The sequence below is a fragment of the Mucilaginibacter sp. UYCu711 genome (genome assembly GCF_050433825.1).
Taxonomy (GTDB): Bacteria; Bacteroidota; Bacteroidia; order Sphingobacteriales; family Sphingobacteriaceae; genus Mucilaginibacter.
This window is the reverse complement of the sequence record NZ_JBNPWM010000001.1, coordinates 233,042-249,254: the sequence shown is the minus strand read 5'-3', so window position 1 is coordinate 249,254 and position 16,213 is coordinate 233,042. Positions and strand designations below refer to the sequence as shown.

Here is a 16,213-nt window from a genome sequence, read left to right as displayed (position 1 = left end):
AGTATTAGTATTGTTAATCGCGCCATAAATATGGGAAGAGTAACAAAGCTGTTGCCATAACTATAGCGTTTATAGCACAAAGCACGCCAATATCGCCATAACTAACGCTGCGGTCTATGCCATCCATCGCGTTTTTACTCAGGCGGATCAATATTAAAATAACGGGGATAATAACCGGGAAGCTCAGTATCGCCATTAATGTGCCGTTATTACCCGCTTTTGATGCAATGGCTGATATCATTGTAAAAACAGTAGAGAAGCTGAAGCTGCCCAATACCACTACTAAAAAGTAAAATAAGGGGTCGCCAATGGTATTGGTGAAGAAGACAAGGTAAACCAGTAATGCCAGTATGCTAAGTAATGACATCAGCAAAATATTATAAATGGTTTTTGACAGGATAATAGCGTGCGGACTGGCGATACCATAATAGTAAAGCAGCCTGCTTTTGCTTTCCTGCATAAAACTTTTGGCGATGGCATTTACTGATGCAAACAGGATGATGATCCAGAACAAAACGTTCCACACCACCTTGTATCCCTGGCTTTTATCAAACCCCGGGGTAAGGTTAAAAGAGATATAGCATACAAACACTGTTGAAACCACATACAGCAGCACACCATTAAAAGCATACTTAGAGCGCCATTCCAACACAATTTCTTTTTTAAACAACTCCCACGTTTGATCTACGAGTTTCATCGGGGTAAAAATAGTGATTGTTGATTAGTTAATTGGCGATTAGTGAAAAAGAGCTAAATTTACCTTATGCCAGTAATGTATTATAAAACCCCGGTGGGTATAGTCCAGATAACTGAAGAAGATGGTTTCATCAGCCGGATCCATATATTGGATGGTGAACATGAGGCTACTCCTGCCGATACGCCTTTACTTAAAGAAACGGCAAAGCAGTTTGATGAATATTTTGCAGGTACGCGGAAAGACTTTGATCTGCCGATAAAACAAGATGGTACAGAATTCCAGCAGCAGGTTTGGGATGAATTGCTTAAGATAGAATATGGCAAAACCATAAGCTACAACCAGCAATCGCAACGAATGAACAGCCCTTTGGCTATCCGCGCCATAGCATCAGCCAACGGCAAAAATAATTTGTGGGTAGTTGTGCCCTGCCACAGGGTTATTGGATCTAACGGAAGCCTAACCGGCTACGCCGGTGGCTTATGGCGCAAACAATGGCTCCTTGAGCACGAGGCAAAAGTTATGGGTGTAGGGCAAACTAAGCTTGAGCTTTAGCCGCCCTTTCGTTTAATAATTTCTCCATTTTTTCGTGCAGCTGGCCCGGCAAAAATGGCTTGGACAGCACATCGTTCATCCCGGATAGTAAAGCTTCCTGCTGCTCATGATCAAATGATGCGGCTGATAGTGAAATGATAGGGATACTCCGTTTAGGCTCATCAAAATCTATCCTTATTTTTCTTGCTGCCTGGTAACCATTCAATTCCGGCATGTGGGTGTCCATCAATATGATATCGTAATCATTCTCTTTTAACTTATCAATAGCTTTAAGCCCGTTGTTTACCATATCTACTTTCACCTTCCAGTCGGCCAATATTTTTGCTAACATAAATTGGTTAACCAAATTATCCTCGGCCACCAGCACGGTTATGTTATTAAATGGCTTAAGCAAATGTTCGGGCTTCTTGGCCAATAAGTCCTTTGGTTTGGCGGCTATAGTATACCTATTGGTAAAAGTAAAAATGCTGCCTTTGCCTATGCGGCTGTCAACAGTAAGGTCGCCCCCTTTTAGTTCTACCAGTTTTTTAACAATAGCAAGGCCCAGGCCGGTACCACCAAATTTATTTGTTGTTTCATCATCAGCCTGCTCAAACGACTCAAAGATATCCGCCAACCTGTGTTTGGGGATACCTATACCTGTATCCTCTACCGCAAATTGTAGTCTAACTTTATCGCTTTCTTTTTTTAATAACGATACGGTTAACTTAACATGCCCCCTTTTAGTGAACTTAATAGCATTGCTTAGCAAGTTCATCAGGATCTGGTTCATTCTTAATGAATCTATCATTAAGTACTCCGGTATCTCCGGATCAACATGCATAAAAAACTCTATATGCTCTTCATCAGCCTTAAATTTAAGCAGGCGATAAACAGACTGTATCAAATCCTTCAAATTATGTGGCGACCTTATGATGCTGAACTTACCGGCATCTATCTTTGAAATATCCAGCACATCATTAATAACTCCTAATAATGATTGCGATGAAACCTCCAGCAGGTCAAGCATACTGCTTTGCTGGTCGTTAACCTCGGTTTTGCGCAATAACGCGGTTAAGCCTATGATGCCATTTATGGGTGTACGCAACTCATGGCTCATGTTTGCCAAAAAGCTTTCTTTGGCTTTTTTACCAATCTCGGCAGCTTCTTTTGATTTGATCAGCTGGCTCTCGTAGCTTTTTTGAGGGGTAACATCATTGATGTTAAAAAACAATGTTTTATTGCGATATGATACCCGGCACTCTGCCGATATGGGGTTTTTAGCGAAGGTAGCAAACTGGTAATCTAACACTGCCAGGGTTATGTTATCTTTAATAATGTCGCCTAACCGCTTACGGAAAGCGGCTTTATCTTCATCTATCACACGGTCTACAATACTTTTGCCAATGAGCTCTACCTGTTTAAAGCCCAGGATAGTTTCTACAGCAGGGTTAATGCTTTTTATGCGAAAAGTTTCGGCATCAACAACACAAATAATATCCGCCGAATTTTTTACTACCAGGGCAAAATCCTGCAACTCATCATTTTTTTGTTTTACCTCGGCCTGCGCCCGGGCCAATTGTATAAATGAATCAACTTTGGCCGATGTTATATATGGATCAAGTGGCTTGTATAGGTAGTCGACAGCGCCTACGCCCAATCCTTTAACAGCGTATTTGGTTTCTTTGGATATAGCAGTCACAAAAATCACCAGTATATCCCGGGTCTTTGGGTTTGATTTTAACACTTCAACAAACTCAAAGCCATCCATCTCTGGCATTTGCACGTCAACCAGTGCTATGGCAATATTATTTTCCCAGGCAATTTTAAGGGCCTCGTTTGGCGAGGTGGTTGAAAAAAGCTTAATATCACTCCGGCTCAACAAAGCTTCAAGCGCCACAATGTTATCTATCCTATCATCAACAATAAGAATATTTACGGGGATCGGCATAATTATTATAAGGGTCTGTACTACTATTTATCGTTGAAAAAGATCAAATATATCTTGTGTTTTTAAAATGTATTCGGCTGCATTCATCTTAACAGCCGCTTGCGGCATTTCGCTCATCTCAGCTTCATCCGGATCCTGCACTATGGTTAGCGCGCCGTTGTTGCGAAGTTTTAACAAGCCTTCTGCTCCATCGGCGTTTGCGCCGGAAAATAAAACCGCAGTGCAACGCTCCTTATATATTTCAGACGCGCTCTCAAAGGTCACATCAATTGATGGCTTTGAGTACCATACCGCCTCAGATACATCCAAACTAAAAGACTTATCTTTTTCAATTAGGGTATGATAGTTTGCAGGCGCAATATAAATAGTGTTATTATTTAGTATGTCCTTGTCACTAACTTCGCGCATCAACATACGGCTGCTTTCGGCAAACAGTTTTTCAATTTCGCTAAAAAAGTTTTTTTTTCGGTGAATAACAACGATCACCGTTTTATTAAGATTGGCTGGGAAAATTTTTACCGAATTATAGATGGGCTTAAACGACCCTGCCGAACCACCTAACAAAAGGAGGTCGGTATTGCGCCAGCGTTTTACTATATTATCGTCAAGAGCCAATTTTCTGATATATATTTTCTTTTTGATTAATTACCTTAAATTTTTTCCTGAAGCTGTCGGATCGTATGGTTTCCTTAGCACCCAAACACAAAAAGCCAAGTGGTGCCAGGCTCTTGTAAAACAGGTCAAGGATGCGCTCCTGCAACACTACCTCAAAATAAATAAACACGTTGCGGCAAGTGATCAGTTGAAACTCATTAAACACATTATCAGACACTAAATTGTGTACGGAAAATAATGTATTTTGTTTCAACTCGCTATGGATGCTTGCCGCGTCATATAATATGGTAAAATGATCTGTTATTGAACCCTCAAGGCCGGCAAGCTGGTAATTTTCGGCATAGCTTTTAATTTTGCGCAGGCTAAAAATGCCTTTTTTTGCTTCTTTAAGACATTCGGTATTAATATCAGTACCGTATATGAATGATTTTTTTCGCAGTCCGGCCTGTTGCATCAATATAGCCAGTGAGTAAGCCTCCTCGCCAGTTGAGCAGCCAGCACACCATATTTTACTATGCTGATAAGATGCCAGGTAAGGTATAACCTGCTGGTTAAATGCTTTGTAAAATGATGGATCGCGAAACATTTCGGTAACATTTACCGTGATCTCTTCTAAAAAATCCTGGAAGAACGCCCGGTCATTTACCAACACATGTTTCAAATCGTAAAACTGCAGCTTTCTCAACTGCATTATACGGGTCATTCTCCTTTTTAAAGATGCCTTGGTATAGCTGCCAAAATCAAATCCATATATTCTTTTTACAAGCTCAATGATCTCGATAACCTGGGGTGCAGATATTGTTTCGACAGCGTTTGGCATATTATTTATCCAACCATAATTGCATTAAAGCTATTAACCTATCCATATCAACGGGCTTGGTTATATAATCGTTAGCGCCTGCCTCAATACATTTCTCGCGATCGTCCTTCATAGCTTTTGCTGTTAATGCTATCACCGGCAGCCTTGCCCATTTGCTTTGCTTGCGGATGTAGCGTGTAGCCTCATAACCATCCATCTTAGGCATCATAATATCCATCAGCACAATATCAATATCCTCCATATCTTCCAACTTGGCAATTGCCTCTTCGCCATCGCCGGCTATCTCAACCTTCATATCATAGCCTTGTAAAGCACTGCTTAACGCGAAGATATTACGCATGTCGTCGTCAACAATTAACACTTTTTTACCTTTAACGCCGTCTTTAGCCGCACTATTAGCCGCTGCTTTAGCAGCATAGCTGCCGGCCACCGGCGCATTGCTTATTTTGTTCAAGAACAGGTTCACTTCATCTATCAGCCTGTCTGACGATTTATTGGTTTTAACAACCATCGCGTTAGCGTACTTCATCAGGCGGCTTACCGATGTTTTATCCAACTCCATTGCGGTATTTACAATTACCGGTAATGACGAGAAACGGTCGACTTCCTTTATTTTGTCTAAGAGGTCAAGGCCTGAAATATCAGGCAGGTTCAAATCGAGTATCACACATTGATAATCACTATCATGCAGCATCTGGAACGCAGACGCGCCATCAAATGCCTGATCGACCGTTATGCCGTTATTCTGCATCATTTCTTTTAACGCCTGGCTTTGTGCCTTATGGTCTTCAACCAACAGGATCTGTTTAAACTTGGTACCCGTATTAGTCATTATATCGCCAAACAGCTTATCAAGTGTGCCGGTATCTATCGGCTTTTTAAGGAAGCTTATAGCGCCTTCTTTACGCACCCTTGTTTCAGCAGCATCACCCGCCGACATCAAATGCACCGGGATACCGGCTGTTTCGGGGTCCTGTTTAAGTTCTTTCAGGATCTGCCAGCCATCTTTACCGGGCAGCATAATATCTAATATAACAGCGTCGGGCTTGTGGTCTTTAATGGTCTGTACCGCATTGGTTCCTTCATTTACCACCACAGATTTATAACCATGATCGCGCGAGTAATCCTGCAATATATTGGCGAAGTTTTTATCATCCTCAACAATAACCACAAGCGGGTCCCTGCCCGGCTGGCTTGCAGGCCTGGTAATTGGCCTTAAAAACTCTTTCTCGGGCGCAAAAGTCTCAACCGTTTGTACGTCGCCTTCATCCTCAGTAATGGCTACCGCTTTAGCTTGTACAGGTATGGTTAATGTAAACTCGCTGCCCTCACCCTGCTTGCTTTGCAACGTAATAGCACCGCCTAACAGGGATGCTAATTCGCGGCTGATAGATAGCCCCAAACCGGTACCTCCATATTTACGGCTGGTTGAACCATCGGCCTGCTGAAATGCTTCAAATATGATCTTTTGCTTATCAGCCGGGATACCAATGCCCGAATCTTTAATACTAAAGCTTACTGTTTGCGGCGACTTGCCTGCATTAACATTTATAGCTATAGCCCCATCCTCAGGCGTAAATTTAAAAGCGTTAGACAATAGGTTTTTAATAACCTGCTCAACCCTAATCTTATCTGTAAATATGATAGGCTCAACGTTTGTAATGCTTGTTGTAAACCTGATCTTTTTACTGGATGCAACCTCGGCAAAAAGGCTCTCCATATCTGCCAGGATCCCGGTTATTTTGGTATCCTCATTTTGCATATCCAACTTGCCCGATTCAATTTTTGAAAGATCAAGGATATCATTTATAAGCGTTAACAGGTCATTACCGGCATTAAATATTACACTGGCATATTTTATCTGGTCTTCTGACAGGTTAGCCGGTTTATTATCTTTTAAGATCCGCGCCAGCACCAATATACTATTTAACGGCGTGCGCAGCTCATGGCTCATGTTAGCCAAAAATTCCGACTTGTATTTGCCGGTAGTTTCCAACTCTTCAACTTTAATGTTGATGGCGGCGCGTGCTTCTTCAATAGCCTGGTTCTTTTCTTCCAGCAAACTGGCTTTCTCTTCCAGCTCAGCATTAATGGTGCGCAGTTCTTCCTGTTGCACACGCAACTCTTCTTCTGATGCTTCTAACATTTCTGTTTTATTCATCAGCTCTTCGTTGGTTACGCGCATTTCTTCCTGCTGTGCGCCCAGTTCCTCGGCTTGTTGTTGCGTTTCTTCAAACAAATCATGCATTATGGTGCGCGCCTGGGCGGTGTTTACGGCTATGCCGATATCGTTTGTTATAGCAGTTAAATAATCCCGGTCGTTACCTTTAAGCTCGTGATTATAAGCAAGCTCAATAACTCCCTTTAATTTTTTATCAAAGAAGAAAGGCACTACATACGCTTCTGTAAGCTCATTTAACAATACAGATGATTGCAGTTCTATCTTGTTATTCAGCTTACCTTTTACAACAGTAGCCTTACCGCTCCTGGCAACCTCGCCTATCCAGCCTTCGCCTAAGGCAACGGTTTGTTTTATAGCGGTAAAATTTGAGAACGCGTAGGTTGAGTATAGGTCAAGCCTGGTTTCTGTTTCGTTATATAAATAAATGGTGCCGGTTAAAGCTTGTGTATACTCGCACACTTCAGCCAATACATTGCCGGTTAATTCCTTTTCGCTTTGCTGGCCAGACATTTTCTCGTTCAGCGCTCCGGTACCGGTAAGCAACCAGTTCTTAGCTTCGTTTTCGCCCAATACTTTCTCCAGCTCGATATTGGTTATCGATATTTCTTCTTCAATTTTCTTTTGCTTCGCGAAAGTGGCTTGTATGTAGTAGAATAACACAATAATTATCAACAGGAATATTAATGAGCCAACCATGATGAACACAATGGCGTTTGTTGATGCGGCTTTTGAGCTGGCTTTACGTTCGGCAAGTAATTTATTTTCGGTATCAATAACCTGAGCAATAATTCTACGGACACTATCCATACTTTGCTTGCCGGTAACAAACATATTGTTTTGAACCATAAAGGCTAAGCCTTTGGGCTCTAAGGTTTCAATATTAGTTTTTAAAATATTTAGCTGGAAATTTACCAGCGTATTCAGTGAATCAAGCCTTTTAACCTGGATAGGATTGTCAGCGATTAAGGTTTTTAGATCTTCCAGATCAGCATGTATAACGGGGATAGCAGCATTATATGGTTCAAGAAATACTTTTTTATTAGTAGCGCAATAACCGCGCATAGCTGTTTCACCGTCTATCAGTTGTTGCAGTAAATTGGTTGATGTTTTAATCACCTTTTGAGTGTGATCAACCATTTCGGTATCACGCTCTAATTGATTAATGCTATTATAAGATAGAATACCAACAATAAAAACAAGTAGGATAGAGACAGCAAAACCGGCCAGAACCTGGTTACGGAAAGATAATTTTAGCATTATAAATAGTTTGGAATTACAAATATGTAAAAAAAACTTGTTTGCATTTACGCAACGCAACAGTTAACAGTTGTGTTTGATATTTGTTGCAAATATTTAATACTCCTATCTGGAGTATTTTGAAGTTTTCAACATAGAACCTGCCAGTGCCAGCAAAGGGCCGGTAAATAATATGTACCATCCCCATTTAAATTTTATCTGACTGGCTAAAAATCCGGCGAGTGATTTGAACGGGATAAAGCTAAAGCTGGTGTGTACTTTCATGTATGCTGCTATAAACAACAGTAATACCAGCACCAATGATAGCCACGACACTATACGTACCAGTTTAATTTTGTTTAACCCTATGCCTAAGATCCCAATTACAGCTACCAGCAAAATAACCAGGCCATAAGGTTGGTTAAGTGCATAAACATTCATATTAAATAAGTGGAACGGGCGCAATAGCGGGCACCAGGTACCTGCCATTAACAGTACAAAACCTATAAATGATACAAGTGAAGGGATTCTCATGGGTAGTTTATTTTTTAGCTATTTCCATTTTTTCGGCAAAGTGCGCGCAGTAGTCGCGCAGGTCTTCAATGATGTTGGTTTCGCCGGTGGCGCGTAAAAAGCTGTCGCCCATGGTCATCAGCGTTTGGTAGAAGAAGATCTTCATTTCGTCAACCGGCATATCTTTTGTCCAAAGGTCGATACGTAACGCGTTTTGATAATTTTGATCCCATAGCGCCAGCATTACCGACTTTACAGGCACAGCCTCTTTATTGGTCGAATCGGTAGATTCCCATAAAATATTTTCAGGGACATTATTATCATCAAGCTGTACGGTAACTTTTATTTCAGCAGTCTTCATTTAAATTATTTAACAAGTAAAAATATAATAGTGGCCAAAGTTATAAAGCTTAGCTCAATCAGCCATAATTTTTTAAGATCGGGGAAGAAATTACGGAACATAATATCCATAAATGACACTACAAAAGCAAACAGCAAAAATATAAGGCTTATTGCGCCACCCAGGTGGGTAAATTTCATGCCGGTAATAGCGGCCCCGTTTATCCAGATATAAACAGACAGGATAAGGAAAAATGCAGTGGCAAAATTTAAGGGTGTTATTTTGATCTTCATTTACTAATGCTTCTTTTTAAAATTTTTTGGCTTGCCTTTTTTTGGCGGGCCACCGGCGCCGGTACGTTTGGCCTTTTCGGCATCAAACTTCTTGCGCTGGTTCATTGTTTTCTTTTCGTGGAAGGCTCCTTTAAAATCAGGATCTTCCTTACGCTTTTGCAGATCTATTTCGCGGTTCTGATCCTGGCGCTCCTCGTAAGGCGTTTCTTCAATAAAAACTTCGGGAGGCATAGGTTCAACCGGGATAGTTTGCTTTATCAGTTTTTGAATCTTGCCTACATAATATTCCTCGGTAGGGTTACAAAACGTTATAGCAACGCCCGATTGCAGGGCCCTGCCCGTACGGCCGATACGGTGCACATAATCTTCAAAAACAACCGGTACATCAAAGTTAATAACGTGGCTCACGTCGCTCACATCAATCCCCCGCGAAGCTACATCTGTGGCCACCAATATCTTCACCTCATCGTTCTTAAACGCGTTCATGGAGTTAATGCGGGTGTTTTGCCCTTTGTTGGCATGCAGCACTCTCACCTGCCCCTCGCCGTACTTACGCAACAGGAATTTATATACATCCTCTGCAACTGTACGGGTTTTACAGAAAACCATCAGCTTGGTAATATCGCCTTCGTCTTTCAGCAACTCGCGCAGCAGGTTGATCTTGGTTTTCATGTTGGGCACATGATACAGCTTTTGTGTCACTGTTTCGGCCGGTGTAGCCTGCGGACTAACTTCGATAACCGTAGGGAACTCCAGGAAATTACCTGATAGCTCCTGGATCTTATCAGACATCGTAGCCGAGAACAACAGGTTCTGCCGTTTTACAGGCACAACTTCCAATATGCGGTTTATCTGGGGCATAAAGCCCATATCCATCATTTTATCAGCTTCGTCCAATACCAATACCTGCAAGGTTTTGGTTACGATATGGCCGGCTAAATAAATATCCATGAATCTACCCGGGGTGGCTACTATAATATCAACACCCTTATTAATAATTTCTATCTGGGTTTTGGGGCCAAGGCCGCCATAAACAGATACGATCCGCAGATCAGTATATTTAGAATATGCCTTTACGTTTTCCTCTATCTGCATAGCCAGCTCGCGCGTTGGGGCAATGATAAGCGCACGCGCATGGTCGCCCTGCGCGTATTTAAGGCGCATAATGATGGGCAAAACATAGGCGGCGGTTTTACCGGTACCTGTTTGCGCTATACCCATTACATCCTGTCCGTTCAATATTGGCGGAATGGCTTTTTGCTGCACAGGCGTAGCCTCGGTATAACCGGCATCGGCAATTGCGTTTAAAATTTGCCGGTTAAATTTAAAATCTTCAAAGCTTGCACCCATGCGGCAAAGATAGGTTTTTCTTTTAGGTGAAAGGATAAAGGTTGAAGTTGGTTTAGGCTAACAGTTACCTGTCCTTTAGCTAAGTAAAAAAAATATGTTTTTATATAAGATAATTACCACTAAGAACAATATAATTAGTTATTTTGGTTTAAATTTAAATACCCAATGTCTGAAAATAAAAAACAATGGCAGAAGCCTGAAATCTATCTCCTATCTTCAAACCCGGTTCAAAATGGTATCCATGTAGGAACTCATGAACATTTGATCACACACTCATCACCCGGTGCGTCTACTTTTCCCGGAAAATTTATATTATTTACAGCTCCAGGCAAGGGGCATATCCGTAACCATACTAAAAATTATTACGCGTCTTAAAATCGGCTGATTTTAAGATTCTATTTATAGCACCATGCAGCCAGATAAAGAAATACAAAAATGGACAGTATTAAGCGAACATGACGTATCGCCCAGCCCGTGGTTCCCGTTGCTTAAGCATAAGGTAAAGCTGGCTAACGGCAATATTGTCGACGATTATTATTTTTCGCCGTTAGGGGATGTGGTGCAGGTGCTACCTGTTACTAAAAACAACGAAGTGGTGCTGGTTAAACAATATAAGCACGGTATGGGCGAGATATTGCTTGAACTGCCCGGAGGGATGCAACAAAAAAATACGTCGGTTATCCAATCTGCCTTAAATGAGCTGGAGGAAGAAACCGGCATTAAAACTACTGCCGACAAATTGATATCATTAGGAAAGATAGCTAATAACCCCACCAAGCTAAAACAGGTAACCTACGGCTTTATATTGTTTGATGCGGAATTTAACGCCGTGCAAAAGCTTGACGCTACCGAGGATATCCAGGTAATAACCCTACCAGCGGCGCAAGTACTGCAAATGGCTATAAATAACGAAATATGGGTAACTGATTCGCTTAATTTTATCTTAAAAGCAGCCTTGGCTTATCCGGGTATTTTTGGGTTGAAAAATTAATCGTTTAATTCAAATTCTACAATAAATTCTGTACCTATATTTTCTTCACTTGTAACGTTGATCTTGCCGCCAAGCATTTCTACCTGGGTTTTTACCATGTACAAACCCATGCCCTTGCCCTCGGTGTTTTCATGAAAACGTTTGTAAAGGCCAAAAACCTGGTCGCCATTTTTTGTCATGTCAATACCCAGGCCGTTATCTTTAAATATCAATTGAAGCGTGTTTTTTACTACCGTGCTTTTTATTTCTATGCTGCATGGAATATCCGGCCGGCAATATTTTATGCTGTTTGATATCAGGTTATAAAATATACTGTATAGGTAAGGTTTTATAGTTAGCAGTTCGTTTTTATCGGCAAAATCGTAATTAATATCAGCATCATGCTTAACTAAATTTTGGATGCTGTTTTTAATATCGTCCACCAACTCAGAAAATATTACGATTTCGCGGGTTTCATTAGCGCTGCTTTTTACCTGTAAAATATGGTTAAGATCCTGTACTACATCATCAAGTTTCATAACAGAGGTGTTAATGGCCCGCTTAAGGATACTTTTCTCTTCTTCTGTAACGTCAACATCGTTTAACGCGCTTGATGCGCCAATAATATTTGCCACAGGTGCACGCAGGTTGTGAGATATGATATAGGCAAACTGCTCCAGGTCGCTATTGCGGGTCATCAGGTCGTTCAATATTTTTTTACGCTCAATCTCTGCAAGCTTTCGCTCGGTAACATCCTGTATAATACCGTATATTCTTATCAGTTCCTTATCGCTGTTCCAGTCAAACCGTGCTTCGATATATCCATAGCGTAGGGCATCATCATTTCTTATAAATCTAAATTCGGCAGCAAAGGCGTTAAATGATTTGGTAGACTTCTTCATAGCCTCTCTCACTTCCACCAGATCATCGGGGTGAATAAATGAGAATAATAACTCCTTCGAAGGCGTTGCATTCGTTTTTGTAATCCCATAAATATTGTACATTTCGTCCGACCATACTTCAATTTCCTTTATTACATCAACTTCAAAGTTGCCCACTTTAGCCAGGGCCTGCGCCTCTTTTAACCGCGACTCGCTTTGCGATAAATTTTTTTCGGCCATCTTTCTCACATCATTCTGAAAAATCAGTTCTTCATTGGCAAAAGCAAGCTCAACTGCGCGCATTTCCCTTTCCTTATTTTGGTAAATAAGTTCTTTATTGGCTATTGCTAATTCGGCCGCCCTTTGCTCCTTCTGACTATTTTGAAATAACAATTCCTCGTTTGCAATTGCCAATTCGTCCGCACGTGCTTGCTTTTCCTTATTTTGATAAAATAATTCAACATTAGCAATTACTAATTCAGCAGCTCGTTTTTCTTTTTCCTCATTTTGAAAAGATAATTCAACATTCGCAACAGCTAATTCAGCAGCTCGTTTTTCTTTTTCCTCATTTTGAAAAGATAATTCAACATTCGCAACAGCTAATTCAGCAGCTCGCTTTTCTTTTTCTTCGTTTTGAAAAGATAATTCAACATTCGCAACAGCTAATTCAGCAGCCCGCTTTTCTTTCTCATTGTTCTGAAATAATAATTCTTTATTGGCGATGATCAATTCTTCGGCGCGCTTCTCTTTTTCATCATTTTGAAAAGATAGTTCCTTATTGGCCACTACCAATTCTTCTGCACGCTTACTTTTCTCGCCGGTTTGATACAAAAGCTCTTCGTCCGCAATTATCAATTCGGCGGCACGCTTCTCTTTTTCATCATTTTGAAAAGACAGTTCCTTATTGGCCACCACCAATTCGCCGGCACGTTTTTTCTTTTCGCCTTTTTGGTACGAAAGCTCTTTATTTGCGACTACCAGTTCATTGGCACGTTTCTCTTTTTCCACATTTTGGAAAGATAATTCAGCATTAGCCGCACTCAACGCTGTTGCTTGCTGCTCTCTTTCTTTGTTTTGAAGCAAGTAATAACCCGCCATCATTAATACCACAATAGTAAAGCCCACCATCAAAACAAAAATCAATATCGCAAATTGGTAAAACACACTTAGCGTGCGTAAATTCGCGTCATTTCGCTGTTTTAATAATGTTTCCTCCTGTTGCTGTAGGGAGTTAATAACCCTGCGGATAGTGACCGAGTAATAGCTATCGCTTTGGTTAGATAAAAAATCTATAGCAGCCCGCAAACCAAGCTGTTTTCTTACCGCGACCACCTCAAGAGCGAACGCAAAACTTTTATGTACATATATATCAAGCGAATCTACACGTTGTTGTTGCAGTAGATTATCACGGGTAAGGCTTTTTAGTTTTTTTATATCGGTAAACAGCTTACCTGCAGTAAGCTTCATTGAATCAACAAAGGCACTATTATTAGTAAGTATAAAATCCCGCGAATTTATCTTAAGATCCTTACTATCTGAAAAAATGGCAACTGATTGCTTAATGACCTGTTTGGTATGATCAACCCATTTCTCTGACGCTAATAATTTTTGATTGCTACTGTATAGTGCGAAACCCAGGAAGAAAACACCAATCAGAGTAAAAAGCGAAATTATCAGGAATTTTTGTCGGTAAATAAATTTCATTGTGATATGATATACGCGATCGGTTATATTTTAGACTTACTACATCGTAAACAGGTGTATTGTTTCATATTTCTAATTGTTAATCAAAGGTTTATAAACCCATATCGCAGTGTATTAATAATTATAGTTTAAGCTAAATAACTTTCAATACCGGTTACTTTTCCGTCTTTTCAACTATAAAACTATCTTTGCTATATGAGCACCATCCTGATCAAAGCAGCCACCATAGTAAATGAGAACAAGCAATACGTTGCTGATATTTTAGTAAAGGATGGCCTGATAGATAAAATAGCTGCACAAATTGATGTGCCCGCCGACAAAGTGATCAATGCCGAAGGCCTGCATTTGTTACCCGGCGCTATTGACGACCAGGTACATTTCCGCGAGCCGGGGTTAACACACAAGGCTGATATTCGTTCAGAATCGCGCGCGGCTGTTGCCGGTGGTATTACATCTTTTATGGAGATGCCCAATACCGTACCCAATACATTAACGCAGGAATTACTGGCAGACAAATATGCCATTGCGGCCAATAACTCGTTAGCCAACTATTCGTTTTTCATGGGCGCTTCTAACGATAACCTGGACCAGGTTTTGCGCACCGATGTTAAAAACGTTTGTGGTATTAAAGTTTTTATGGGATCATCAACCGGGAATATGCTGGTTGACAACCCGGTTACTTTAGAGCATTTGTTCATGCAATCGCCCATGTTGATAGCTACCCATTGCGAGGATGAGGCTACCATACAAAGTAACCTGGCTCATTATAAACAATTATTGGGCGACAACATCCCCGTTAGGCTGCACCCAAAGATCCGCAGCGAGGAAGCCTGCTATTTATCGTCGTCAATGGCTGTGGCCCTGGCTAAAAAACATAATACAAGACTGCATATCCTCCATATCTCAACCGAAAAAGAAACACACCTGTTTGATAATACCACGCCATTAAAAGACAAACGCATTACCGCCGAGGCTTGCGTGCATCACCTATGGTTCAGCAATAAAGATTACGAAGAAAAGGGCAACCTGGTAAAATGGAACCCTGCCGTAAAAACTGAGGCCGACCGCGACGGTATTTTAGCCGCGGTGTTAGATGGCCGCATAGATGTAATAGCTACCGACCACGCTCCGCATACCATTGAGGAAAAAGCACTACCCTACCTGCAAGCCCCATCGGGCGGGCCACTGGTACAACACGCGCTGCCGGCTATGTTAGAGCTTTATCATCACGGCAAAATAACTTTAGAACAAGTTGCCGAAAAAATGGCACATAATGTTGCCATCTGTTTCCAGATAGAAAAACGCGGCTTTATCCGCGAAGGTTATCACGCCGACCTGGTACTTGTTAATCTTAACAAACCCTGGCAGGTAAATAAAGCCAATATCCTGTACAAATGTAACTGGAGCCCGTTTGAGGGAACCACATTCAGATCGAAGGTAATACACACTATTGTTTCAGGTAATCTGGCCTGGAGCGAGAGTGGTTTTGTTAGCGAGATGAGTGGTAAGCGGTTAAGCTTTAACAGATAGATCTGTCATTCTGAGCATAGCGAAGAATCTGTCGATCGGCGATTGCAAACTCGCAGATTCTTCGCTATGCTCAGAATGACAAATAATATTAATACTATACCTCCCCATTCTCCACCATCTTTTTCATCGCTCCAAAAATGTATTGCCAGTTTGTTTCAGAGTGCTCTTTGGCGGCCTCGTCTTTAACATTGTCCTGGCTTATAGTTAATGTGGTTACGCCGTCTGTCTCAGACAGGTCATAAGTTACTACCTGGTAATTTTCGGGGATGTCGGGCAAATTGCTCATACTGCTCCAATAGCTGTATTGCAGGTAGCTACCCAGTACAATATCCAATATTTTGCCATGGTCGCGATAGGTTTTGCCGTCCCATTCGCCGGTCCATACAATATCGCTCCCTTTTTGCCAGTCGCTTATTTGCTCGGTGCCAAAAAAGTATTGCTTAACAATTTCCGGATTTGTAAGGGCTTTCCAAACCAATGCCGCAGGTGCGTTGATGGTGATTGCTGTGTTTAAATTGATGCTTGTCATGATGATTGTTTTAGTAATTGTTTAACAGTTAGTAATGCTATCTGTTCACAAATAAACAAGCGTGCAGTGAC

At 41.2% G+C, this 16,213-nt stretch carries 15 protein-coding genes; 4 read left to right on the top strand and 11 right to left on the bottom strand.

The window, feature by feature from the left end; genetic code table 11:
• Positions 1-13 precede the first annotated feature (13 nt).
• The gene (locus ABIB50_RS01210) at positions 14-697 is read right to left on the bottom strand and encodes a heme exporter protein CcmB (RefSeq protein ID WP_429376546.1); all 684 of its coding nucleotides are present in this window, start codon (positions 695-697) and stop codon (positions 14-16) included.
• Positions 698-772: 75 nt separating this feature from the next.
• Between ABIB50_RS01210 and ABIB50_RS01205 the strand changes: the two genes are divergently transcribed.
• Positions 773-1,249, top strand: coding sequence for a methylated-DNA--[protein]-cysteine S-methyltransferase (locus ABIB50_RS01205; RefSeq protein ID WP_429376544.1), 477 nt, complete (start codon positions 773-775; stop codon positions 1,247-1,249).
• Here ABIB50_RS01205 and ABIB50_RS01200 read toward each other — a convergent pair.
• From ABIB50_RS01200 to ABIB50_RS01165, 8 genes are all read right to left on the bottom strand, one after another.
• Positions 1,233-3,179: a response regulator gene (locus tag ABIB50_RS01200; RefSeq protein WP_429376543.1), complete on the bottom strand. Its 1,947-nt coding sequence runs from the start codon at positions 3,177-3,179 to the stop codon at positions 1,233-1,235. The two genes, ABIB50_RS01205 and ABIB50_RS01200, sit on opposite strands and share 17 nt — an antisense overlap.
• Before the next feature lie 27 nt (positions 3,180-3,206).
• A complete protein-coding gene (locus ABIB50_RS01195; protein ID WP_429376541.1) occupies positions 3,207-3,794 on the bottom strand; it encodes a chemotaxis protein CheB in 588 nt (195 codons plus the stop codon).
• The gene (locus ABIB50_RS01190; protein WP_429376540.1) at positions 3,784-4,614 is read right to left on the bottom strand and encodes a CheR family methyltransferase; all 831 of its coding nucleotides are present in this window, start codon (positions 4,612-4,614) and stop codon (positions 3,784-3,786) included. The genes ABIB50_RS01195 and ABIB50_RS01190 overlap by 11 nt, the downstream gene beginning before the upstream one ends.
• A gap of 1 nt (position 4,615) precedes the next feature.
• A complete protein-coding gene (locus ABIB50_RS01185) occupies positions 4,616-8,053 on the bottom strand; it encodes a response regulator (protein WP_429376538.1) in 3,438 nt (1,145 codons plus the stop codon).
• Between the two features lie 105 nt (positions 8,054-8,158).
• Positions 8,159-8,566: a hypothetical protein gene (locus ABIB50_RS01180; protein ID WP_429376536.1), complete on the bottom strand. Its 408-nt coding sequence runs from the start codon at positions 8,564-8,566 to the stop codon at positions 8,159-8,161.
• 7 nt (positions 8,567-8,573) lie between these two features.
• A complete protein-coding gene (gldC, locus tag ABIB50_RS01175) occupies positions 8,574-8,906 on the bottom strand; it encodes a gliding motility protein GldC (protein ID WP_429376534.1) in 333 nt (110 codons plus the stop codon).
• A 5-nt stretch (positions 8,907-8,911) separates the two neighbouring features.
• Positions 8,912-9,178, bottom strand: coding sequence for a hypothetical protein (locus ABIB50_RS01170; RefSeq protein ID WP_429376533.1), 267 nt, complete (start codon positions 9,176-9,178; stop codon positions 8,912-8,914).
• Positions 9,179-9,181: 3 nt separating this feature from the next.
• Positions 9,182-10,528 (bottom strand): DEAD/DEAH box helicase, encoded by a 1,347-nt coding sequence (locus ABIB50_RS01165; protein WP_429376532.1) that lies wholly within the window; start codon positions 10,526-10,528, stop codon positions 9,182-9,184.
• Positions 10,529-10,693: 165 nt separating this feature from the next.
• Between ABIB50_RS01165 and ABIB50_RS01160 the strand changes: the two genes are divergently transcribed.
• Together ABIB50_RS01160 and ABIB50_RS01155 are read left to right on the top strand one after the other, a co-directional pair.
• Entirely contained in the window at positions 10,694-10,903 is a 210-nt protein-coding gene (locus tag ABIB50_RS01160) for a hypothetical protein (protein ID WP_429376531.1), read from the top strand.
• A gap of 34 nt (positions 10,904-10,937) precedes the next feature.
• On the top strand, positions 10,938-11,519 hold the full coding sequence (locus ABIB50_RS01155; protein ID WP_429376530.1) for an NUDIX hydrolase: 582 nt from the start codon (positions 10,938-10,940) through the stop codon (positions 11,517-11,519).
• Here ABIB50_RS01155 and ABIB50_RS01150 read toward each other — a convergent pair.
• Positions 11,516-14,083 (bottom strand): CHASE3 domain-containing protein, encoded by a 2,568-nt coding sequence (locus ABIB50_RS01150; protein ID WP_429376528.1) that lies wholly within the window; start codon positions 14,081-14,083, stop codon positions 11,516-11,518. The genes ABIB50_RS01155 and ABIB50_RS01150 overlap by 4 nt on opposite strands.
• A gap of 195 nt (positions 14,084-14,278) precedes the next feature.
• On the opposite strand from ABIB50_RS01150, the gene ABIB50_RS01145 reads away from it, so the two are divergent.
• A complete protein-coding gene (locus ABIB50_RS01145) occupies positions 14,279-15,613 on the top strand; it encodes a dihydroorotase (RefSeq protein WP_429376526.1) in 1,335 nt (444 codons plus the stop codon).
• A 94-nt stretch (positions 15,614-15,707) separates the two neighbouring features.
• Here ABIB50_RS01145 and ABIB50_RS01140 read toward each other — a convergent pair whose 3' ends face one another.
• Positions 15,708-16,142, bottom strand: coding sequence for an SRPBCC family protein (locus ABIB50_RS01140; protein ID WP_429376525.1), 435 nt, complete (start codon positions 16,140-16,142; stop codon positions 15,708-15,710).
• Positions 16,143-16,213: the final 71 nt, after the last annotated feature.